Source organism: Mesorhizobium sp. M9A.F.Ca.ET.002.03.1.2, from assembly GCF_003952365.1.
GTDB lineage: Bacteria > Pseudomonadota > Alphaproteobacteria > Rhizobiales > Rhizobiaceae > Mesorhizobium.
Genome location: NZ_CP034443.1, coordinates 1,519,303 through 1,539,643 on the forward strand (window position 1 = coordinate 1,519,303; position 20,341 = coordinate 1,539,643).

Sequence of the window (20,341 nt, forward strand, 5' to 3'; positions counted from 1 at the left end):
GAACGGTGATGACGCTTCCCTGGCCGACATTGCTCCCCCTCATCTTCGCCGGCCTGATGGGCCTTGCCATCCTGATCTACGTCATCCTCGACGGCTTCGATCTCGGCATCGGCATCCTGTTCGCGGTCGCCGAAGACGCCGAGCAGGACACGATGATCGCGGCAATAGGCCCATTCTGGGACGCCAACGAGACCTGGCTGGTGCTGGCCGTCGGCCTGCTGCTGGTCGCCTTCCCGCTGGCACACGGCACCATCCTCACCGCGCTCTACATTCCGGTCTTCCTGCTCCTTGTCGGTCTGATCTTGCGCGGCGTCGCCTTCGATTTTCGTGCCAAGGTGCCGGCCGGCAGGAAGCATCGCTGGAACCGTATCTTCTTCCTGGGCTCGGTCATCGCCTCGCTGGCGCAGGGCTACATGCTGGGGATTTATGTGCTCGGCCTGGATGTCGGCTTCGGCGGTATCACCTTCGGCGCGCTGGTGGCACTCTGCCTTGCCGCCGCCTATGCGGCGATGGGCGCAGCCTGGGTCATCTACAAGACGGAAGGCGAATTGCAGAGGAAGGCGGTGCTCTGGCTGCGCCGGGCGCTGGTGCTGACCGCGCTCGGCATGGTCGCCGTCTCGCTGGCCACGCCGCTCGCCAGTCCGCGCATTTTCGACAAATGGTTCGTCTGGCCCGCCATGCTCTATCTGTCGCCGCTGCCGATCCTGTCGGCGGTGCTGTTCCTGTGGCTGTGGCGGCAAACATTCCATCTGCCCACGGCGGACGACCGCCATGCGCTGACGCCGTTCCTGACACTGGCCGCCATCTTCACGCTGGGCTTTGCCGGCTTGGCCTGGTCGTTCTATCCCTTCGTGGTGCCCGACAGGCTGACCATCTGGCAGGCGGCGTCCGCACCCGAAAGCCTCGCCATCATCCTGGCCGGCACAGTGGTCGTGCTGCCGATCATCATCTTCTATTCGTTCTACGCCTACCGCGTCTTCGGCGGCAAGGCGACGGATCTGACCTACGACTGACCGACAAGCGCTGCAACGCGCTGGGGTTGTGGCTTCGCTCACAGCGATTCCAGCACATCAATTATCTGCATATATTTTAGGCACATCTGCCATATGGGCGGCATCAAGGTCGTTACGGCGGCTTTCGGGCTGCGCCATAAGGCTTCGATTCAGCATGGTTTCGATGGTTTGGCATGTCTGTTGCTTTGCCCTGACGACCAATCGGTTTTGTTCAGTCAAAGGGGAAAATGATGAATCGTCGCAATGCGTGCATGCTGGCCTTCGCCGCCGTGGCTGGAATGGCCATGGCTCCGTCTCCGCAGGCGCGGGCTGACGCCCTGAGCGACATCGGGGCGCGAGGCACCGTCCGCATCGCCGTTCCACAGGATTTCCCACCCTTCGGCAGTGTCGGCGCCGACATGACGCCGCAGGGCTACGACATCGACATGGCCAACCTCATTGGCGAAAAGCTGGGCGCCAAGGTTGAGATCGTCCCGGTCACCAGCGCCAACCGCATTCCCTATCTTCAGACCAACAAGGTCGACCTGGTCATATCGAGCCTCGGCAAGAACCCCGATCGCGAGAAGGTCATCGACTTTTCCGAAGCCTACGCCCCCTTCTACAACGGCGTGTTCGCTCCGGCCGACATTGCGGTCGCGAAGGCGGAAGACCTCGCCGGCAAGACCGTTGGCGTCACCCGCGGCGCGATCGAAGACCTCGAACTGACCAAAGTCGCGCCCGCGAGCGTCGAGATCAAGCGCTACGAGGACAACAACGGCACTATCTCCGCTTTCCTTTCGGGCCAGGTCGAAGTGATCGCGACCGGGAATGTCGTCGCCGCCGCCATCCTCGAAAAGAACCCGCCTAAGCGGCCCGAGCTCAAATTCCTGATCAAGAACTCGCCCTGCTACATCGGCATGAACAAGGAGGAGCCGGCGTTGATGGCCAAGATCAACGGGATTATCGCCGCTGCCAGGTCCGACGGCGCCCTCAACGCGATTTCGCAAAAATGGCTGAAGGTGGACCTGCCGGCGGATTTGTGAGCGCCCGTCGCGTGCAGCACGCCGGGTAGCAGACTGTGACCTATCATTTCGATTTCGGTTGGCTGATCGACTATGTGCCGGTGCTGCTCAAGGGCATCCGCATCACCATGCAGCTCAGCCTGATCGGCGCGGTGTTCGGCGTGGCATTGGGCATTGCCTGCGCCTGGGTGCGCGCGCTCGGTCCGAGATGGCTGAAGCCCGTCGTCGCGACCTATGTCGAGCTGATCCGCAACACGCCCTTTCTCATCCAGCTGTTCTTCATCTTCTTCGGCCTGCCGTCGCTTGGCATCAAGATGTCGGAATTGACCGCCGCCAACCTCGCCATGATCGTGAACCTCGGCGCCTACAGCTGCGAGATCATCCGCGCCGGCATCCAGGCCACGCCACGCGGCCAGTTCGAGGCCGGCGCGAGCCTCGCCATGACCCCGTTCCAGGCCTTCTGGTACGTGGTTCTGGTCCCGGCGCTCCAGCGCATCTGGCCTGCTCTGTCGTCGCAGATCGTCATCGTCATGCTGGGGTCGGCCGTCGTTTCGCAGATTGCCGCCGAGGACCTGACCTTCGCCGCCAACTTTATCCAGTCGCGCAATTTCAGGGCCTTCGAGACCTACATCGTCTCCACCTTGATCTATCTGGCCCTCGCGATCCTCCTGCGCCAGCTGCTGGCCGGCCTGGGCTGGATGCTGTTTCCAAGGAAGGCGTCGCGATGAGGCACGCGCCATGACCGAGTTCAGCTTCTGGGACATCCTGCGCAACCTGCTCTTGGCCGCGCGCTGGACCGTCCTGCTCTCGCTTGTCTCCTTTGTCGGTGGCGGCGTCGTCGGCGCGGCGCTGCTTTTCCTGCGCATCGGCGGCCGGCGTTGGATGCGGCTTCTGTCGCGCGGCTACATCCAACTGTTCCAGGGCACGCCGCTCTTGATGCAGCTCTTTCTCGCTTTCTTCGGCCTTGGCCTGTTCGGCATCGACGTTCCCGCCTGGCTTGCCGCTTGTGTCGCCCTCATCCTGTGGACCGCCGCCTTCCTCGCCGAGATCTGGCGCGGCTGCGTCGAGAGCATCGCCAAGGGGCAATGGGAAGCGTCCGCCAGCCTTGGAATGGGTTATCTCCAGCAGATGCGTTACGTCATCCTGCCGCAGGCGCTGAAAGTGGCGGTGCCGCCGACGGTCGGCTTCTCGGTGCAGGTGGTGAAGGGCACCGCGCTCACCTCCATCATCGGCTTCGTCGAACTGTCGAAGGCCGGTTCGATCGTCACCAACGCGACGTTCCAGCCGTTCACCGTCTATGGCCTGGTCGCGCTCATCTACTTTGCTTTGTGCTGGCCGCTGTCGAAATCGAGCCAGCTCCTGGAAAGGAAGCTCAATGTCGCTCATCGCAATCACTGAGGTGAAGAAGCGCTTCGGCGACAACGAGGTGCTGAAGGGAATTTCCATCGACGTCGCGCCGGGCGAGGTCGTCGCCATCATCGGCAAGAGCGGTTCGGGCAAGTCGACGCTGCTGCGCTGCATCAACGGGCTGGAGACCATCGATGAAGGCTCGATCGTCGTCGCCGGCGCCCAGTTCCTGCCCGACGAGGTTCATCTCAAGGCCTTGCGGCTGAAGGTCGGCATGATCTTCCAGCAATTCAACCTGTTCCCGCATCTCACGGCTGGCGGCAATGTCATGCTGTCGCAGATGGTGGTGAAGAAGACGCCGAAAAAGGACGCCGAAGCGGTGGCGCGAAAAATGCTCGACCGGGTCGGTCTCGCCCACAAGTTCGACGCATTGCCGGATGAACTGTCCGGCGGCCAGCAGCAGCGCGTGGCGATCGCGCGGGCGCTCGCCATGCAGCCTATCGCGCTCCTATGCGACGAGATCACCTCGGCGCTCGATCCCGAACTCGTCGCCGAAGTGCTGGCTGTCGTCAAGGAGCTGGCCGCGGAAGGCATGACGCTGGTGATGGTCACGCACGAGATGCGCTTCGCCCGTGACGTCTGCTCGCGCGTCGTCTTCATGCATCAGGGCCGCGTCCACGAGATCGGCGCCCCCGAGGACGTCTTCGCCAACCCCAGGACGCCGGAGCTCAGGCAGTTTCTTGGCGTGCAATAGGCGGGCGTCGCCGCCCGCCTGGCCCAGCGAAAAATCAGCTCTTGTTGGCGGCCAGCACCAGCACCGGCTTGTCGCTGTAAAGGCTGGGGAATAGCGTCTTTAGATTCTCGACCTTGGGCAGGTCGTTGTAGACGATATAGGGATAGGTCGGGTTCAGCGTCAGGAAATCCTGGTGATAGTCCTCGGCGCGATAGAAGGGTTTTTCGGTCTCCAGCGTGGTCACGATCGGCTCCGGAAAGACCTTGGCCTTGTCGAGTTGGGCGATGTAGCTCTCGGCGATCTTCTTCTGGGCGTCGCTTTCGGCAAAGATCGTCGAACGGTACTGCGGGCCGCGGTCCGGGCCCTGATAGTTCAGCTGCGTCGGGTTGTGCGCGACCGAGAAATACACCTGCAGCAGCTGGCCGTAGGTCACCTCTGACGGTTCATAGGTGATCTCGACGGCTTCGGCGTGCCCGGTCCGGCCGGTGCCGACCGTCTCGTAGACAGCCGTGTCCTCGGTCCCGCCGGCATAGCCGGAGACGGCGCTGGTCACGCCCTTGACGTGCTGGAACACGCCTTGCACGCCCCAGAAGCAGCCGCCGGCGAAGACCGCCTTCGCGGTGCCGCCGGCGGCTTTCTCGTCCATCGCCGGCGGCGGGATCACCACCGCGTCCTCGGCCGAGACCGCCGGCGTCTGCCACAAGGCGGCGCCGGCCGCCGCGAGGATCAGCGCCGCAAGCACGCCCCTGGCGAAGCTCGTCGACGGCCTTGCAATGGATACTCGTATACCGGTCATGTCTGATCTCCCATGAAGGTGTTGTGACTATAGAACATATAGGTCCGCCAGCGTCTCACATTGCCGTGCGCCGCTCAGGCCGGAACGGTGCTCCGGCGCAGGGTTGAGCCGCCGCGCCGGTGCCACAAGGGTCCTTGGCCTGGACAGGGACTGCCGGAGCCGGACCAGACCTACTTGGCCATCGCGTCGCAGGCCTTTGTCGCCTCGTCCTTCTTCATCGCGTCGGTCTCCATGGCTGCCTTGTCCATGCAGTCCTTCACCTTTTCGGCGGCCATCGGGTCGGCCGGCTTCATCGCCTCGGTGGCCATCGCATCGGCGGGCTTCATGGCATCCGTGGCCATCGGGTCCGCGGGCTTCATCGCATCCTCGGCGCGGGCGATGCCGCCGGCAAAAAGCGCCGTCGAGCAAAGCGCGAAGGCAAGCGCCGGCAGCGTTAGGCGGTTGGTCATGGTGGTCTCCTCTGGGGTTGATGGCGCGCTGATGCGGCCGGCATGTGCGGCGCCGCTCATGCGGCGTTGCGCAAATCTCGAGAGTCTAGTTGGTGGCGGCGGCCAGGATCGGCCCGCCATCCGGCACCTGCACCAGCACCGCGGTGCTCAGACCGCCGGACGCGGCGGGCAGCCGCAGTGTCGTGGCGTCGCCGGTCCAGCTGCCGAGTTTTTTCAGCGAGCGCACGACATTGGCGTGCGGCAGCGTGCGGCCGGTGTTTTCGCCGCGCGCCACCGGCACCTCGACGACGCCCCGGTGGTAACGCACCAGCCACACATCGGCCTTGCCGCCCGGCACCGCGCCGGCGCCGATGGCGATCTTGCCGCCGTCGAGCGACAGCGACGGCCCTTTTGCATGGCTGCTGCTCGAAATCAGCTGCTCGATCTCACCGGGCCGGGCGCCGACCGCGTCGGCATTGCCATTGACCACCACTTGCGGCGTGAACGGACCCGAACGTCCGAGCGACGGCTCGTAGCGGACCTGGCGCTGGGTGAATTCCTCCCTGCCGAAAGTGTCCTTCCAGCCGAGATAGTCCCAGTAGGTGACGTTGAAGGAGAGCGCCAGCACGTCAGGCCGGTCCTTGACCTTGATCAGATTGGCGTTGGCCGGCGGGCACGACGAGCAGCCCTGGCTGGTGAACAGCTCGACCACGGTGAGCGGCTGGGCCAAGGCAGCACCGGTCGCGGCGAGAGCGATCAGGGCGGCGCCGGCGCCGGCCAGCCACGCCTTGCCGGGTTTTGCTTTCGATCCGGTCATCTAGGGTCTCCGTTGCGGCGGCCGGTTGCCGGCCATGTCCACAATTCGCCGCCGCCACGGGCTTCGTTACAGCCTTCACCGCTTCGTGATCGGAAGGCTGGCTATCTTTGCGAGGTTGGAGATTGGCGAAGGCCGTCACGACAGCCGATCTCCCCCACGAGGGGGAGATGTCCGGCAGGACAGAGGGGGCGTCGTAGAGCACCAACAGAGCCCCGGCTCCACGAGTTTCGTCGTGCAACGCTGGAATGATGCTCAGATAATCAGGGCCTCCGGGTATCGGAGGCGGAGATCATGGATCCTGGCAAAGCCGGCGGGACAATGCCACCCTCTGGCCTGCCGGCCATCTCCCCACGAGGGAGGAGGTTGGCAGCTCAGGCGCCTGCCCTTACTGTGTAAGCACAGTTTCCGAAGGCCGCTGATTGAAATCGCACCTGCCGGTCACGGTATAGAAGAAATCGGCGTTGGACACCGGAGCCGGTACGGCGTTTCCGCCGTCTTCCCAGGCCTGCTGGCTGGGTTGGCCGCACGGCACCGCGGTGAAGATGTCCACCTTTTCGCCGTTCGCGACTTCAACGTCGTCGATGTACAGCCGGTTCGATGTGTTCGGGTCATTCGACTTGAGTCTGGTCAGCTGGGCCGATGGCACGTCCATCTGCAAATACAGCGTGTCCATCAGGCTGACGTCGACCACCGCGCCGGCGCCGTTCGCGGGGTACATGGTGTTGGTGCAGGTGGTCAGGTATCTCTTGCTGCCGCTAACCTGTGTAATCGCCCCGGTAGGCAGGCTGTTGAAATTCTTCACAGTCTTGGTTGTGCATTTTTGTTCCTGGACCTTGGTGTTCGTCGATCCATTGACCGTATACACTGTCGACGTGCCGTAGCCTTTCGGGTCACCGAAATCGTTGTACGCATAGGTGATCTTCATCAGCGGGTTGACCGCCGTTTCGCCGAACTTCGTGCCGTAGAGCGTCATCGTCTTGTCCCAATGGCCCGAAACCAGGTCGACCTTGAACGTGGTCTGCACCAGCGCCGGCCTCTTGCGCGCCGCCGACTTCACGCCGATCTTCACCGTGTCGATGCGAGCGATCTGCAAGAAGTTCGTCGGCATGGCAAACCTGGCTGAGGCATCGATGCTGGCGGTGCCGTCGGCGGCGACGACGAAGCTGTCGAGCTTGGCGGTGCCTTGCCCGCTATTGGCCGCAAACGACTCCTGCAGCTTCACCTGACGGTCCGCCAACGACGTGCTGGTTGGCAGCGTCGTGATCGACAGAGCCGCGGCATCGAGCGCATTCTGCATCGATGCCCTAGTCTCGATAGCCGCGTTATAGTCGACCGAAATGCCCAGAGCGGCACACATCGGGATAAGCATGATGGCGAGTATCGGCGCAAGCGAGCCGTCCTCGGAACTGAGGAAATGGCCTCCAGACAGTGACATTCCTTGAAACCCCCAAACGGTGACAGGTGCGGCCTATCACGCAGGGCGCGAATTATGCTCTAATCTGATGGATTAAAGTTTAACGACGTTCGAGCCCCCGCAAGCAGGCGCCGTCGGCGAAACTGCCGATCTCCCCGCATGGAGGGAGATCGGATGTCGCTTCGGCTTTCGCCAATCACCAACGCCGGAACACAGCTGGCTGGGCAGCGCAAACCTCAAGCGGTTGCCCAGCCGCCCGCCGCTTGCCCGGGCAAGCTGCCCCTGCTAAAGCGCGCGGCATGACCACGCCGATCAAGAACATCCGCAATTTCTCCATCGTCGCCCATATCGACCATGGCAAATCCACGCTTGCCGACCGGCTGATCCAGCTGACCGGCGGGCTGGAGCTGCGCGACATGAAGGAGCAGGTGCTGGACTCGATGGACATCGAGCGCGAGCGCGGCATCACCATCAAGGCGCAGACCGTCAGGCTGAAATACCGCGCTAAAAATGGCGAGGACTATATCCTCAACCTGATCGACACGCCCGGCCATGTCGACTTCGCCTATGAAGTGTCGCGTTCGCTGGCCGCCTGCGAGGGCTCGCTGCTGGTCGTCGACGCCTCGCAAGGCGTCGAGGCGCAGACGCTGGCCAATGTCTATCAGGCCATCGACAACAACCATGAGATTGTCGTGGTGCTGAACAAGGTCGACCTGCCGGCGGCCGAGCCCGAGCGCATCCGCGAGCAGGTCGAGGAGGTGATCGGCATTGACGCCTCCAACGCCGTGCTGATCTCGGCCAAGACGGGCCTCGGCATTCCCGACGTGCTGGAGGCCATCGTCAACGACCTGCCGCCGCCGCGCGAGGGCGACATCACGGCCCCGCTGAAGGCGATGCTGGTCGACAGCTGGTACGACGCCTATCTCGGCGTCATCGTGCTGGTCCGCATCATCGACGGCGTGCTGAAGAAGGGCCAGACCATCCGCATGATGGGCACCGGCGCAAAATACCTGGTCGAGCGCACCGGCGTCTTCACGCCTGCCCGCATCAATGTCGACGAGCTCGGCCCCGGCGAGTTCGGCTTCTTCACCGGCTCGATCAAGGAAGTCGCCGACACCCGCGTCGGCGACACCATCACCGAGGACAAGCGCCAGACGGCACACGCGCTGCCCGGCTTCAAGCCGGCGCAGCCGGTGGTGTTCTGCGGCCTGTTCCCGGTCGATGCCGCCGATTTCGAGGATCTGCGCGCCGCAGTCGGCAAGCTGCGCCTCAACGACGCTTCCTTCTCCTTCGAAATGGAAACCAGCGCCGCGCTCGGCTTCGGCTATCGCTGCGGCTTCCTTGGCCTGCTGCATCTGGAAATCATCCAGGAGCGGCTGGAGCGCGAGTTCAACCTCGACCTCATCGCCACCGCACCCAGCGTCGTCTACCGCCTGGCTCTGACCGACGGCACGGTCAAGGAATTGCACAACCCGGCCGACATGCCCGACGTGGTCAAGATCGCGGCCATCGAGGAGCCATGGATCCGCGCCACCATCCTCACCCCCGACGATTATCTCGGCGGCATCCTCAAACTCTGCCAGGACCGGCGCGGCATCCAGGCCGATCTCTCCTATGTCGGCAAGCGCGCCATGCTGACCTACGATTTGCCGCTCAACGAAGTCGTCTTCGATTTTTATGACCGCCTAAAATCGATCTCCAAGGGCTACGCCTCCTTCGACTATCATTTGACCGACTATCGCGAGGGCGACCTGGTCAAGATGTCGATCCTGGTCAATGAGGAGCCGGTCGACGCGCTGTCGATGCTGGTCCACCGCACGGCTGCGGAAAAGCGCGGCCGCCAGATGTGCGAGAAGCTGAAGGAGCTGATACCCCACCATCTGTTCAAGATCCCCATCCAGGCCGCCATCGGCGGCAAGGTCATCGCCCGCGAGACCATCTCGGCGCTGCGCAAGGACGTCACCGCCAAATGCTACGGCGGCGACGTCTCGCGCAAGCGCAAGCTGCTCGACAAGCAGAAAGAGGGCAAGAAGCGGATGCGCCAGTTCGGCAAGGTGGATATCCCGCAGGAGGCGTTTATCCAGGCGCTGAAGATGGGCGATTGAGAAGCCGGTCGGGCGTCCGCGCGCAGCGCGGCGCCGAGACATCGATCCGGTGGATCGATGGCAGCCTTCGAAAGCGGGGGAGCTGCCGGAGGCAGCCGGCCCCACCACCGCGACGCTGAAGCTGCACGATCAAGCCGTCGGTGCCGCGCCACGCCGCTCAAGCGCGGTCTTGCGGATGATTTCCGCGATCTCCGGGCTGCTGCTGCACAGCATCTGGAAATCCGCCGCGTGCAGCGACAGGAGTGAGACCGCTGTTGCGGCGCTGACGGTCGCCATACGCGGTTCGCCGCTGATCAGCGCCATCTCACCGAAGAAGGCGCCAGGGCCAAGCTCCACCGGGTTCGGCATCACGACGCTGACGCGCCCCTCCACGACGAAGAACATCCGATCACCGGTCTCGCCACTGCGGCAGATCACGGCGCCCGCCGGCAAATTACGAGGTCTTAACGCTCGCACGATCTCGACCAGCGCAGCCGGGCCAAGCTTCTGAAACAACGGCACGCCGGCAACCAATTGCCAATTGCGGACGAAATCCTCGCGACGGATTTCTTGATAGAAGCCGGAGGCAAGAATGCCAGCCCAGAGCGCGAAGATGCCGATGCCACACATCATGACCGCCCCGGCAAGGACGCGGCCGTCGAAGCTTTGCGGAATAGCGTCGCCATAGCCGGTGGTGGACAGCGTGACCACCGCCCACCACATTGCCTGGGGGATGCTGCCGAACTTTTCCGGTTGGATGTCGCGCTCGATGACATAGGCCGCGAGCGCGACACCGAACAGAACGACGCCGAAGAGCGTGGTGACGCCGATCAGGTTGCGCGCTTCGTTGGCCAGCACCCTGCCCAGCACCGGGAAGAAGGTCGAGTCGCGCAGCGGCTTCAGCAGCCAGACAGCACAGTAGAGGCTCCGGTCGGGCGTGCCGTCGAGCAGAAATGCGGCGAGTGGAACCAAAACCGCGAGCACATCAATGGCGATTGCCGGCGTCCTGTCCCGAAGGTCTCCCGCCCGGCGCTTGAGCAGCGTCTCGGCCATCTGCAGAAGATAGGCGCCCCAAATGACAGCGAGCACGGCAGTCAGAGCCAGTCTGCTTCGTCCGGACATGTTCGGCATCGTGAGCGTAGCCACCGCCACAAGCCCAATGGCAGCCAGCAGCGTGTTGAGCGGCGCGTAAATTCTTAAAGGTAGTACCGACATTCTATGCCCACGAGCGGCTACTGCCCTCCAAAATAGGATGCCTTCGAGGCAAGCGTAAAGGTACTTACTGTCGCCGCGATGCGCCGATATCGGTTCTCGGGCAAGGCTAACTTGGTCGACTGTGGGCGTTGCGGACCGTTCTCTCGATAGTCCTCGCTTTTTTTCTCCTTCACTCCCTTGTCAATTTCGAGCTGACGCCGGAGCCGCGTCGGCAAGTCAAACAGGCGCCTCGCCATCGGCGGCGCCTTGGGCTTTGCCGGCACTTCGCGCTGTCGATGCTGGTCCACCGCACCGCGGCGGAAAAGCGCGGCCGCCAGATGTGCGAAAAGCTGAAGAAGCTGATCCCGCATCATCTGTTCAAGATCCCGATCCAGGCCGCGATTTGCGGCAAGGTCATCGCCCGCGAAACCATCTCGGCCCTGCGCAAGGACGTCACGGCGGCGACGTCTGGCGCAAGCGCAAGCTGCTCGACAAGCAGAAAGAGGGCAAGAAGCGGATGAGGCAGTTCGGCAAAGTGGATATCCCGCAGGAGGCGTTTATCCAGGCGCTGAAGATGGGGGATTGAGAAGCCGGTCGGCGTTCGCGCGCAGCGCGGAGCCGAGACATCGATCCGGTGGATCGATGTCAGGCTTCGAAAGCGGGGGAACTGCCGGAGGCAGCGGGCCCTCGCCAGCGCGGCGCTGACACTGCACGGTGGAGATTACTCTCCAGGAGGCGCCTACTTCATCCAGATACATCCGATATATGAGGCCACAATGGCCGCATCTTGAAAAAGGGTGGCAGGGGCGACCCATCTAAAGGACGAAAGCCTAAGAAGGCCGCGCCCAAAACCGGTCGTTCGAAACAAGAGATGAGCTTTCCCGTACTGCAACAATTCGTGATTCACATGCCGATTCCATGTTGTGAATCAATCTGTTATGAAAAATGGCCCCGCGCTAACGGGGCCAAGTTGGTTTACTCGCTGTTAACCAAATCAGGGTCAGCTTACTCTTTGATGGGAGCTGACCCTGAACCCTTCACAAGAGTGATTGCGGAGATGCAATCAGTCCTGTTGAAGTAGCCTTCGCCGGAATTGGCGATCTTTTTGGAATTGGCGGCGTACAGCGTCCAGCGCCAATAACCTGCAATATCCGTATAGAGGTGGAAGTGCATGTCTGATGTTTCCTTCTCGGGTTCAGACGTTGAGTTTAACCGGTACCTGTTCGAGTACCGGCACGGTGGAGCGGAATGGGGTGTCGAGATAGTCGCCCGTTCGCCGGAAGAGGCTAAAGAGCGCATCAAATCCTTGGGCTGGGCTCGCTATCAAGGCGAGATCAAGACCACGGTCCACATTCCGACCGTCGGGCTCTTCAAACGAATTGCCAGACGATTCTTTCAAACGACCTTGTAAATCCTGTAGACGCCTCGGTTGCTCTGGATGGCAACCTTATTTAGCGCTAATCATACCTGCAAACACTAAATATAGCGTTAACAGACAATTTATTCCCAGTCCGACAATTTTCCCTTTCCTGCCAGACTCCAACAATCCACGCGCGCTTCCGCCACCGCCCAAGTGGCGGAAATGCGGGGCAAAACGCACATAATCCGGGAAAAAGACCGGGCTCAGAACTCCGGTCGCGCTCTCAACAGAAACGCATAGCCTATAAAGGGCGACTCGTTTTCGCCCGTCAAGGATTCGTTTGTAGCTTTTATGTCCCAACGTCTTGGGCGTCTGAAATGTGAAGACTGGGGATAGAAAAGCGCCTCGCGCTCATCTCCACTTATGAAGGGTTCGGCGGTCCGTGCAATTGGGTAGTGCGGAATCTTCCGGAAGCGACCTGTTCAAAAAGTTCCGTGGTTCCGCTCGGATTGCCAACCCTGTGCTTGGACAGGAAATTTGAATAGGTGCGATCTGCCCAGCCAGGACAGGCCCTTTTCACATCGGCAGCGTTGAAGGGCTCAGAGAGACGGCCCGAGCGCACAGCTTGGTAAATTTGGGAGGCAAATTCTTTCATTCTGCCTTGACGTGTCAATTGCTGCAAAAGGCGACCCCTCATGAGCTGGCGTAAAAGGTTAGGAAAATAATATTGACGCTACGGCGAAGAGAAACCGAACGCCCGCCGCCAGGCAGAAAAACAATGATATCGAGCACAGAATCCCAATGCTTCGAAGCCTAACGAAATTTGTCTTGGGAGCATGGGGAGGAAGAATGCCCATCGTAAAAATAGCCAGTCCTAGCGCCACAACCGCCCAAACAGCAGCATAGAGTATGTGATATTTTTCGGGGCCATCGATAGGTCTATTTTCTAGTGCAACAAATGCCCCGATGCCAGCCAGGATAACTGACGAGCCGGTGATAACCGAGCTCAGTTGCCCCATAATCACAGATGCTCCTAAAGCTCGCTCGTCGGGTGCTTCCAGTTTGTTTTCTAGCTTGTAGCCTACCCAATAATTGAGAGAAATAAGCAGCCAAATAGCAGCAATACCGATGTCAGGCACTGGGAGGTCATTTGACATCGCTCAAACTTTCAAGATTTAGAACATTACTGAAATAGGTTTTTGGGTCTTTCGGCCACTGGGTTTCAATCACCTGTTGGGCTTGGCCGTCTTCGATAAAGGCGGGGAACTGCGTCACCAAAGGTCCAACAGCAGCGCGAATTTCGTCTCGGACGCTTTCGTTGCCGAAAGCAGCATATGCTTTCGGCCAGTATGGCTCTGCGATCGGCGGCTTATTTGGCCACAGGCACCATGCAGCGAGTCCCGCCTCATAGTCCTCGTCAGAAGGAGTCTCGCGACCATTCTTAAGCGCAACGACACGGGCTACTTCGTTCGCGGCCGCCAGAAGGCCCATGTAACGCCCAATTTCTTCGGGCGAGACAGATCCCCAGTTCACCCCCAATCGTTCTGCCAGCTGGGAGCTAGAAGCTATCCTCTGAAGGCGCTCTGGAATAACGATCGGGCCGTTTTCCTGCGCTCTAACAATTGAAGCAGAAATGATTGAAACTAAGAAAGCAATAACAGCTACGCGAAACATCGCCTCTCCCCCATCCTAAGACCACGCATCTTGTGGCGCGTGGAGCGACCGAGTCAATGACTCTGGGAGACTGCGCCCTGACTCTTGTCTGAGGCGCCGCCACGCAGCACCCGAGGCAGCAGGCCCCCTCGACTTGCGCCTCTCTTTCCGCTTCACTTCCGCCCGTGTCTTCGCGCGTCGAAATCCGCAACAGCCCCACCGGAAAGCTCTTTCCCGCGATCGGGCCGTTGCTGATCGCGGCGATCTTCGGCTTCTTCGCGCTGAAGGGGCTTGCGTCAGGTGCTGCGGGCCAAGGGCTGTTCGTGGTGGCGGTGCTTGCGCTTGGCTGCCTGGGGCTTGGTCTGTTCCTGGCGCGCGGGGCGTTCGACACCGGCGTCCAGGTGGTGCTCGACGCCAGCGGTTTTCGCGACCGGCGCGGCGGCGACGTGCTGGTGCCGTGGCAGAGGGTGCGCAGCGTGCGCCTCACCTCCGGCAAGGGCGCGGCGATGATCAGCTTCGAGCTGACCGAGCCGCCTCCCGATGCGATCAAATACGCGCCGGCCAACGCGCTTGCCCTCTTGCTGCCCTTCGGCAAGAACATCGTCCACATGGAGATCTCCTCGCTCGACATCACCGGCGCCGACATGATCGCGGCGATCCGGCGGCTCGCGCCGCATGTGGCGGTCGACGGCTGAGCGCCCAGCCTTTTCCCACAAACAAGGGGAGAAGGGTATCGCGGACGCCGGCTTGACGCCGTCCCGGCCACCGCCATAGCGTGAGGCTTGAGCAAGGAGCACAGCATGGCAGGCATGGTCCAAGGCGAGAAAATCGATGTTGGCTTTTCCGGCCGGCGCTGCATCCATTCGCGCAATTGCGTGCTGGGCGATCCGCATGTCTTTGAGCCCAACGCGCCCGGCCAGTGGATCCATCCCGAGGCGGCCAGCGTCGAGAAGATCGTGGCGATCGCCGAAAGCTGCCCGTCGGGCGCCATCACCTATGTCAGGAAGGATGGCGGCCCGCAGGAACAGCCGCCGGTGGTCAACACCGTGCGCCTGCGGGAAAACGGCCCGCTGGCGCTGCACGCCGAAATCGTGCTGGACGGCGAGACGTTCTTCCGCGCCACGCTCTGCCGCTGCGGCGCTTCGGAGAACAAGCCGTTCTGCGACGGCAGTCACGCTAAATCAGGTTTTGCCGCCACCGGCGAGCCGCCGCTGAAGGACACGCCGGCGCTGGAGACGCGGGACGGGCCGTTGAAGGTAACCCCGACGACCAACGGCCCGCTCAAGCTCGAGGGCAATCTCGAGATCGTCACCGGCACCGGGCATACGGTCGACCGGACGACGCGAACCTTCCTCTGCCGCTGCGGCCATTCGGCCAACAAGCCGTTCTGCGATGGCTCGCATAAAAGGGTGGGGTTCGTGGCATGAACGGCCGTGTGCCGACGTTAGTGTAGCATGAGCCTTCTCGCGCTTAGGAGGAAATCCACCATGCGTACCGCACTCGTCCTTGCTTTGCTTGTTTTCGCCATGCCCGCCTACGCCGCCAACCATGCGGTCCAGATCAAGGGCATGAAATTCAACCCGGCGAAAATCAGTGTCGCCGTCGGCGACACCATCACCTTCACCAATGCCGGTCCCAAGACGCACACCGCCACCGCGCTGGACGGTTCCTTCGACACCGGCCAGCTCGCCAAGGGCAAGAGCGCCAAGGTCAAGATATCAGCCGCTGGCGCTCACCCCTTCAAATGCTCGATCCACGCGTCAATGAAGGGCACTGTCACGGCGAAATAGCGCGCGACAGACGCTCGCGGCTTTATCGGCCGGTCCGTATCGGCTAAGGGCGGAGAACAAAATCTCCGGACCGCGCCAAGAAATGACCGCCAAGCCAAAACCTCTCTTCCTCGGCATCGACACCGGCGGCACCTACACCGACGCCGTGCTGTGGTCGGAAGCCGGTGGCCCCCAAGGCAAAGTGCTGGCCAAGGCCAAGGCGCTCACCACCCGCCATGACCTTGCGGTCGGCATCTCGGGCGCGGTCGATGCGGTGCTGCAAAAAGCCGGCACCGATCCTGCGGCGATAAAACTTGTCTCGATGTCGACGACGCTCGCCACCAACGCGCTGGTCGAGGGCCAGGGCGGGCGCGTGGCGCTGGTGATGATCGGCTTTTCCGAAGGTGATCTGGCGCGCGACGGGCTGAAGGCCGCGCTCGGCACCGACCCGGTGGTGTTCTGCCCCGGCGGCCACGATGTCCACGGCAATGCGGCCAAGCTCGACCTGTCCGGACTGGAGGCGGCGATGCCGGAACTCGGCGCCTCGGTGTCCGGCTTTGCCGTCTGCGCCTACTTTGCTACTCGCAACCCGGCGCATGAGATCGCGGCTCGTGACCTGATCCGCGAAAGGACCGGCCTGCCGGTCACCGCCAGCCACGAGCTGTCGGCCAAGCTCGGCGGTCCGCGCCGGGCGCTGACGACGCTGCTCAACGCCCGGCTGATCTCGATGATCGACCGGCTGGTGGCGGCGACCGAAGGCTTTCTTGGCCAGCGCGGCATTGCCGCACCGCTGATGGTGGTGCGCGGCGATGGCGCGCTGGTCTCGGCGGCGTTTGCCCGCCAGCGGCCGATCGAGACGATTCTTTCAGGCCCGGCCGCCAGCCTCGTCGGCGCCCGCCACATGACCGGCCTCGACGATGCGGTGGTCTCCGACATCGGCGGCACCACCACCGACGTCGCCGTGCTCGACGGGGGCCGTCCCAGGCTCGATCCGGAAGGCGCCACCGTCGGCGGCTTCCGCACCATGGTCGAGGCCGTCGCCATGCGCACCTTCGGCCTCGGCGGCGATTCCGAAGTGGCGCTGGAGGATGGCGCGCTCAATCCAAGAATCCTGCTCGGGCCGCGCCGCCTGGTGCCGCTGGCGCTGGCCGGCATGGTGCATGGCGAGGCCGTCACATCAGAGCTGGAACGTCAGCTGCGCGCGCCAAATCCCGGCCGCATGGACGGCCGCTTCGCCGTCCGCACCGGCGTGCCGGAGCGGCTCGCCGCCGGCTTGACCGGCGCCGAAGCAAAACTCTACGAGTTGATAGGTGCTGTGCCGCTCGCCCTCGACAGGCTGCTCACCTCGAACGCCCAGAACGCCACCTTGAACCGGCTGGTCGCGCGCGGGCTGGTGCACATCTGCGGCTTCACCCCGTCCGATGCCGCCCATGTGCTGGGCAAGCAGGCCAACTGGGATGCGGCGACGGCCCGCCTCGGCGCCGAATTGTTCGCCCGCAAGCGCGACGGCCGCGGCCAGTTCATCGCCGCCACGCCGGAGGCGCTGTCGGAACGCGTGCTGCTGACGCTGACCCGCTGGTCGGCCGAATGCATCCTTGAAACCGCCTTCGCCGAGGATGGGCTCGATGGCGCGGCGACTGTCGCCCATGCGCTGGTGCAGCGCGCCGTTGACGCGCACCCCGGCATCGCCCGGCTCAGCGTCGCGCTCGACCGTCCGGTCATCGGCCTCGGCGCCTCGGCACCGCTGCACTATGCGGGGCTGCCGCCGCTAGTCGGCAATGGCTGCGTCGTGCCGGAGGATACCGATGTCGCCAACGCGCTCGGCGCCGTCGTCGGCCAGGTCAGGGTCTCGGCGGAGGCGCGAGTCAGCCAACCCAAGGAGGGGCTGTTTCGCGTCGCCTCGGGCGAGAATGTGCGCGATTTCCTTAGCGAGGCGGCGGCGATCGAGGCGGCGCAAACCGATGTCCGCGCCATTGCCGCCGGACGGGCGAAGGACGCCGGCACCGACAGCGCCGAGATCGAGGTCGCCAGCGAATTCCGCGTCTCCACCGTAGAAGGCCAGCGCATGTTCATCGAGGCGCATGTGGTGGCGGTGGCGTCCGGCAGGCCAAGGATTGCGGTGTGAGTACCCTGCGCCTTCGTCATCCTAGGGCGAAGCAGGAGCGAAGCGACGTCGCGGAGACCCTAGGATCCATGCCGATACCTTCGAGCTTCGCCACGCCTGCAGAACTGAAGCTTGTGAGGCACTGATGGTCACCTCATTCTGGATCGCAGCGACTCTCACTCCCGTCACGGCATGGATCCTAGGGTCTGCGCTCCGCTTCGCGTTCGCTCCGCCCTAGGATGACGAAATGATCCCTACACCCTAAGCTGAATTGACCCTGCCACCCTGACATGCCAAAGGCCCGGCCAAAGCCTTTCATCTTGGAGAAGCCCTGATGACCGATCGCGTCGAGATCGCCGGATTGCAGATTGCCCGCGAGCTTCATGATTTCATCGTGAACGAGGCGCTGCCGGGCACGGGCATTGCAGCCGACGCCTTCTGGACCGGCTTCTCGGCCATCGTTAGCGATCTGGCGCCCAAGAACCGGGCGCTGCTCGAAAAGCGCGACGCCATGCAGGACAAGCTCGACCGCTGGTACCGCGATAATGGCGCGCCGGTCGACATGGAAGCCTACAAAGGGTTCCTGAAGGAGATCGGCTATCTCGTGCCGGAAGGGCCGGCCTTCTCGGTCGCGACCGGCAATGTCGACCCGGAGATCTCGGTGGTCGCCGGGCCGCAGCTGGTGGTGCCGGTGATGAACGCGCGCTATGCGCTGAACGCCGCCAATGCGCGCTGGGGCTCGCTCTACGACGCGCTCTACGGCACCGACGCCATTCCCGAGACCGGCGGCGCCGAAAAGGGCGGGAGGTTCAATCCCGAGCGCGGCGCCAGGGTGATCGCCTGGGCGAAGAGTTTTCTCGACGAGTCGGTGCCGCTGACCTCGGGCAAATGGGCAGGGGTGAACGGGCTTTCGGTTGCCAACGGCATGTTGCGGCTGGGCGAGGGCGCCGGCGCAACGACGCTTGCCGATCCCGGACAGTTTGCCGGCTATCGCGGCGACGCCGCCAATCCCGAAGCCGTCCTGCTCACCAGGAACGGCCTGCACATCGAGATATCAATCGATCGCAGCAACCAGATCGGCAAGACCGATCCCGCCGGCATCGCCGATGTCATCCTGGAATCGGCGCTGACCACCATCCAGGATTGCGAGGATTCGGTCGCCGCGGTCGATGCTGAGGACAAGGTCGTGGTCTACCGCAACTGGCTCGGGCTGATGAAGGGCGACCTTGCCGAGGAGATCACCAAGGGCGGCAAGACTTTTACCCGCAAGCTCAATCCAGACCGGTCGTATACCGCGCCCGATGGCGGCGCGCTGTCGCTGCCCGGCCGCTCGCTAATGCTGGTCAGGAATGTCGGTCACCTCATGACCAATCCGGCGATAGCGGACCGCGACGGCAACGATGTGCCGGAAGGCATCATGGATGCGGCGATGACGGCGCTGATCGCGCTGCATGACGTCGGGCCGGGCGGACGCCGGCAAAACTCCCGCGCCGGCTCTATGTATGTCGTCAAACCCAAGATGCATGGGCCGGAAGAGGTCGCCTTCGCCGTCGAGATATTCGATCGTGTCGAGGCGCTGCTGGGGATGGCAAAAAATACCATCAAGATGGGCATCATGGACGAGGAGCGGCGCACCACCGTTAACCTCAAGGAGGCGATCCGCGCCGCCAAGGACCGCGTCGTCTTCATCAACACCGGCTTCCTCGACCGCACCGGCGACGAGATTCACACCTCGATGGAAGCCGGCCCGATGATCCGCAAGGGCGACATGAAGCAGGCCGCCTGGATTGCCGCCTACGAGGCCTGGAACGTCGACACCGGGCTGGAATGCGGGCTGGCCGGCCACGCCCAGATCGGCAAGGGCATGTGGGCGATGCCCGACCTTATGGCGGCGATGCTGGCGGAAAAGATCGCCCACCCCAAGGCCGGCGCCAACACCGCCTGGGTGCCGTCGCCGACGGCAGCGACGCTGCACGCCACCCACTATCACAAGGTCGATGTCCACGCCGTGCAGCAAGCGCTGAAGAGCCGGCCCAAGGCCAAGCTCGACGACATCCTGTCGGTGCCGGTCGCCGTGCGGCCGAACTGGTCGCAGGCGGATATCCAGAAGGAGCTCGACAACAACGCGCAAGGCATTCTGGGTTATGTCGTGCGCTGGATCGACCAGGGCGTCGGCTGCTCGAAAGTGCCTGACATCAATGACGTCGGCCTGATGGAGGACCGCGCCACGCTGCGCATCTCCTCGCAGCACATCGCCAACTGGCTGCACCATGGCGTCTGCGCCTCAGACCAGGTGATGGAGACGATGAAGCGCATGGCGGCGATCGTCGACCGCCAGAACACAGGCGATCCGCTCTACCGGCCGATGGCGCCCGACTTCGACGGTTCCATCGCCTTCCTCGCCGCCTGCGATCTCGTCTTCAAGGGCCGGGTCCAGCCCAACGGCTACACCGAGCCGGTCCTGCACGCGCGGCGGCTGGAGCTGAAGGCGAAGGAAAGGGCTGGATAGCAGCCCGCCGTTGCCAAGGCGCGGTCTCAAGATACGAGGCGCGAAATAGAAAATCGTCCGACGCATGTTTGAGATGCGTCGCTGACGCCTGACCTCGCTCTGGATGTTTCCAGTGAGGT

At 63.0% G+C, this 20,341-nt stretch carries 20 protein-coding genes and 1 pseudogene; 13 read left to right on the top strand and 8 right to left on the bottom strand.

The features are described 5' to 3' along the window. Positions 1–8: 8 nt before the first annotated feature. From EJ066_RS07640 to EJ066_RS07660, 5 genes are all read left to right on the top strand, one after another. Positions 9–1,013: a cytochrome d ubiquinol oxidase subunit II gene (locus tag EJ066_RS07640; RefSeq protein ID WP_126036402.1), complete on the top strand. Its 1,005-nt coding sequence runs from the start codon at positions 9–11 to the stop codon at positions 1,011–1,013. 251 nt (positions 1,014–1,264) lie between these two features. Further along, a complete protein-coding gene (locus tag EJ066_RS07645) occupies positions 1,265–2,035 on the top strand; it encodes a transporter substrate-binding domain-containing protein (protein ID WP_245455188.1) in 771 nt (256 codons plus the stop codon). 35 nt (positions 2,036–2,070) lie between these two features. Continuing rightward, positions 2,071–2,742 carry an amino acid ABC transporter permease gene (locus tag EJ066_RS07650; RefSeq protein ID WP_126036406.1) on the top strand — a complete coding sequence of 224 codons (672 nt, stop codon included), beginning with the start codon at positions 2,071–2,073 and terminating at the stop codon, positions 2,740–2,742. A 10-nt stretch (positions 2,743–2,752) separates the two neighbouring features. Next, positions 2,753–3,412, top strand: coding sequence for an amino acid ABC transporter permease (locus tag EJ066_RS07655; RefSeq protein ID WP_126036408.1), 660 nt, complete (start codon positions 2,753–2,755; stop codon positions 3,410–3,412). Next, positions 3,390–4,115, top strand: coding sequence for an amino acid ABC transporter ATP-binding protein (locus tag EJ066_RS07660; protein ID WP_095495884.1), 726 nt, complete (start codon positions 3,390–3,392; stop codon positions 4,113–4,115). The genes EJ066_RS07655 and EJ066_RS07660 overlap by 23 nt, the downstream gene beginning before the upstream one ends. A gap of 34 nt (positions 4,116–4,149) precedes the next feature. Here the strand turns inward: EJ066_RS07660 and msrA are convergent, their stop codons facing one another. The 4 genes from msrA to EJ066_RS07680 form a co-directional block, all read right to left on the bottom strand. Continuing rightward, a complete protein-coding gene (gene msrA / locus EJ066_RS07665; protein WP_126036410.1) occupies positions 4,150–4,890 on the bottom strand; it encodes a peptide-methionine (S)-S-oxide reductase MsrA in 741 nt (246 codons plus the stop codon). A 170-nt stretch (positions 4,891–5,060) separates the two neighbouring features. Further along, entirely contained in the window at positions 5,061–5,339 is a 279-nt protein-coding gene (locus EJ066_RS07670; protein WP_126036412.1) for a pentapeptide MXKDX repeat protein, read from the bottom strand. Between the two features lie 85 nt (positions 5,340–5,424). Further along, positions 5,425–6,135 carry a DUF1223 domain-containing protein gene (locus EJ066_RS07675; RefSeq protein ID WP_126036414.1) on the bottom strand — a complete coding sequence of 237 codons (711 nt, stop codon included), beginning with the start codon at positions 6,133–6,135 and terminating at the stop codon, positions 5,425–5,427. 385 nt (positions 6,136–6,520) lie between these two features. Then, on the bottom strand, positions 6,521–7,570 hold the full coding sequence (locus tag EJ066_RS07680) for a TadE/TadG family type IV pilus assembly protein (protein WP_126036416.1): 1,050 nt from the start codon (positions 7,568–7,570) through the stop codon (positions 6,521–6,523). A gap of 278 nt (positions 7,571–7,848) precedes the next feature. Between EJ066_RS07680 and lepA the strand changes: the two genes are divergently transcribed. Continuing rightward, positions 7,849–9,654, top strand: coding sequence for a translation elongation factor 4 (gene lepA, locus EJ066_RS07685; RefSeq protein ID WP_126036418.1), 1,806 nt, complete (start codon positions 7,849–7,851; stop codon positions 9,652–9,654). Positions 9,655–9,783: 129 nt separating this feature from the next. Here lepA and EJ066_RS07690 read toward each other — a convergent pair whose 3' ends face one another. Beyond that, positions 9,784–10,848 carry a cyclic nucleotide-gated potassium channel gene (locus EJ066_RS07690; RefSeq protein WP_126036419.1) on the bottom strand — a complete coding sequence of 355 codons (1,065 nt, stop codon included), beginning with the start codon at positions 10,846–10,848 and terminating at the stop codon, positions 9,784–9,786. A gap of 266 nt (positions 10,849–11,114) precedes the next feature. Between EJ066_RS07690 and EJ066_RS07695 the strand changes: the two are divergent. Further along, positions 11,115–11,413: pseudogene (locus tag EJ066_RS07695) on the top strand (elongation factor 4); the annotation flags it as partial. Between the two features lie 419 nt (positions 11,414–11,832). On the opposite strand, the gene EJ066_RS07700 reads toward EJ066_RS07695, so the two are convergent. Further along, positions 11,833–12,000: a DUF1508 domain-containing protein gene (locus tag EJ066_RS07700; RefSeq protein WP_126036421.1), complete on the bottom strand. Its 168-nt coding sequence runs from the start codon at positions 11,998–12,000 to the stop codon at positions 11,833–11,835. Between EJ066_RS07700 and EJ066_RS07705 the strand changes: the two genes are divergently transcribed. After that, positions 11,999–12,238, top strand: coding sequence for a hypothetical protein (locus EJ066_RS07705; RefSeq protein WP_126036423.1), 240 nt, complete (start codon positions 11,999–12,001; stop codon positions 12,236–12,238). The genes EJ066_RS07700 and EJ066_RS07705 overlap by 2 nt on opposite strands. 662 nt (positions 12,239–12,900) lie before the next feature. Here the strand turns inward: EJ066_RS07705 and EJ066_RS07710 are convergent. Both EJ066_RS07710 and EJ066_RS07715 read right to left on the bottom strand, forming a co-directional pair. Beyond that, complete coding sequence (locus EJ066_RS07710) at positions 12,901–13,344, bottom strand: hypothetical protein (RefSeq protein WP_145964711.1); 444 nt, start codon at positions 13,342–13,344, stop codon at positions 12,901–12,903. Beyond that, positions 13,334–13,861, bottom strand: a complete 528-nt coding sequence (locus EJ066_RS07715; protein ID WP_126036428.1) for a hypothetical protein — start codon at positions 13,859–13,861, stop codon at positions 13,334–13,336. The genes EJ066_RS07710 and EJ066_RS07715 overlap by 11 nt, the downstream gene beginning before the upstream one ends. 164 nt (positions 13,862–14,025) lie before the next feature. Between EJ066_RS07715 and EJ066_RS07720 the strand changes: the two genes are divergently transcribed. From EJ066_RS07720 to EJ066_RS07740, 5 genes are all read left to right on the top strand, one after another. Continuing rightward, positions 14,026–14,535, top strand: a complete 510-nt coding sequence (locus EJ066_RS07720) for a hypothetical protein (protein ID WP_126036430.1) — start codon at positions 14,026–14,028, stop codon at positions 14,533–14,535. Between the two features lie 105 nt (positions 14,536–14,640). Continuing rightward, a complete protein-coding gene (locus EJ066_RS07725) occupies positions 14,641–15,267 on the top strand; it encodes a CDGSH iron-sulfur domain-containing protein (protein WP_126036432.1) in 627 nt (208 codons plus the stop codon). A gap of 60 nt (positions 15,268–15,327) precedes the next feature. Then, positions 15,328–15,630: a cupredoxin family copper-binding protein gene (locus tag EJ066_RS07730; RefSeq protein ID WP_126036434.1), complete on the top strand. Its 303-nt coding sequence runs from the start codon at positions 15,328–15,330 to the stop codon at positions 15,628–15,630. 82 nt (positions 15,631–15,712) lie between these two features. Then, the gene (locus EJ066_RS07735; protein WP_126036436.1) at positions 15,713–17,734 is read left to right on the top strand and encodes a hydantoinase/oxoprolinase family protein; all 2,022 of its coding nucleotides are present in this window, start codon (positions 15,713–15,715) and stop codon (positions 17,732–17,734) included. A 313-nt stretch (positions 17,735–18,047) separates the two neighbouring features. Next, positions 18,048–20,222 (top strand): malate synthase G, encoded by a 2,175-nt coding sequence (locus tag EJ066_RS07740; RefSeq protein WP_126036438.1) that lies wholly within the window; start codon positions 18,048–18,050, stop codon positions 20,220–20,222. Positions 20,223–20,341: the final 119 nt, after the last annotated feature.

What these genes read in the sequence shown, in the direction of transcription:
- EJ066_RS07640 (WP_126036402.1), top strand. Translation starts at nt 9, where the DNA reads ATGACGCTTCCCTGGCCGACATTGCTCCCCCTCATCTTCGCCGGCCTG.
- EJ066_RS07645 (WP_245455188.1), top strand. Translation starts at nt 1,265, where the DNA reads ATGCTGGCCTTCGCCGCCGTGGCTGGAATGGCCATGGCTCCGTCTCCG.
- EJ066_RS07655 (WP_126036408.1), top strand. Translation starts at nt 2,753, where the DNA reads ATGACCGAGTTCAGCTTCTGGGACATCCTGCGCAACCTGCTCTTGGCC.
- EJ066_RS07660 (WP_095495884.1), top strand. Translation starts at nt 3,390, where the DNA reads ATGTCGCTCATCGCAATCACTGAGGTGAAGAAGCGCTTCGGCGACAAC.
- msrA (WP_126036410.1), bottom strand. Translation starts at nt 4,890, where the DNA reads ATGACCGGTATACGAGTATCCATTGCAAGGCCGTCGACGAGCTTCGCC.
- EJ066_RS07670 (WP_126036412.1), bottom strand. Translation starts at nt 5,339, where the DNA reads ATGACCAACCGCCTAACGCTGCCGGCGCTTGCCTTCGCGCTTTGCTCG.
- EJ066_RS07675 (WP_126036414.1), bottom strand. Translation starts at nt 6,135, where the DNA reads ATGACCGGATCGAAAGCAAAACCCGGCAAGGCGTGGCTGGCCGGCGCC.
- EJ066_RS07680 (WP_126036416.1), bottom strand. Translation starts at nt 7,570, where the DNA reads ATGTCACTGTCTGGAGGCCATTTCCTCAGTTCCGAGGACGGCTCGCTT.
- lepA (WP_126036418.1), top strand. Translation starts at nt 7,849, where the DNA reads ATGACCACGCCGATCAAGAACATCCGCAATTTCTCCATCGTCGCCCAT.
- EJ066_RS07690 (WP_126036419.1), bottom strand. Translation starts at nt 10,848, where the DNA reads ATGTCGGTACTACCTTTAAGAATTTACGCGCCGCTCAACACGCTGCTG.
- EJ066_RS07705 (WP_126036423.1), top strand. Translation starts at nt 11,999, where the DNA reads ATGTCTGATGTTTCCTTCTCGGGTTCAGACGTTGAGTTTAACCGGTAC.
- EJ066_RS07700 (WP_126036421.1), bottom strand. Translation starts at nt 12,000, where the DNA reads ATGCACTTCCACCTCTATACGGATATTGCAGGTTATTGGCGCTGGACG.
- EJ066_RS07710 (WP_145964711.1), bottom strand. Translation starts at nt 13,344, where the DNA reads ATGTCAAATGACCTCCCAGTGCCTGACATCGGTATTGCTGCTATTTGG.
- EJ066_RS07715 (WP_126036428.1), bottom strand. Translation starts at nt 13,861, where the DNA reads ATGTTTCGCGTAGCTGTTATTGCTTTCTTAGTTTCAATCATTTCTGCT.
- EJ066_RS07725 (WP_126036432.1), top strand. Translation starts at nt 14,641, where the DNA reads ATGGCAGGCATGGTCCAAGGCGAGAAAATCGATGTTGGCTTTTCCGGC.
- EJ066_RS07730 (WP_126036434.1), top strand. Translation starts at nt 15,328, where the DNA reads ATGCGTACCGCACTCGTCCTTGCTTTGCTTGTTTTCGCCATGCCCGCC.
- EJ066_RS07735 (WP_126036436.1), top strand. Translation starts at nt 15,713, where the DNA reads ATGACCGCCAAGCCAAAACCTCTCTTCCTCGGCATCGACACCGGCGGC.
- EJ066_RS07740 (WP_126036438.1), top strand. Translation starts at nt 18,048, where the DNA reads ATGACCGATCGCGTCGAGATCGCCGGATTGCAGATTGCCCGCGAGCTT.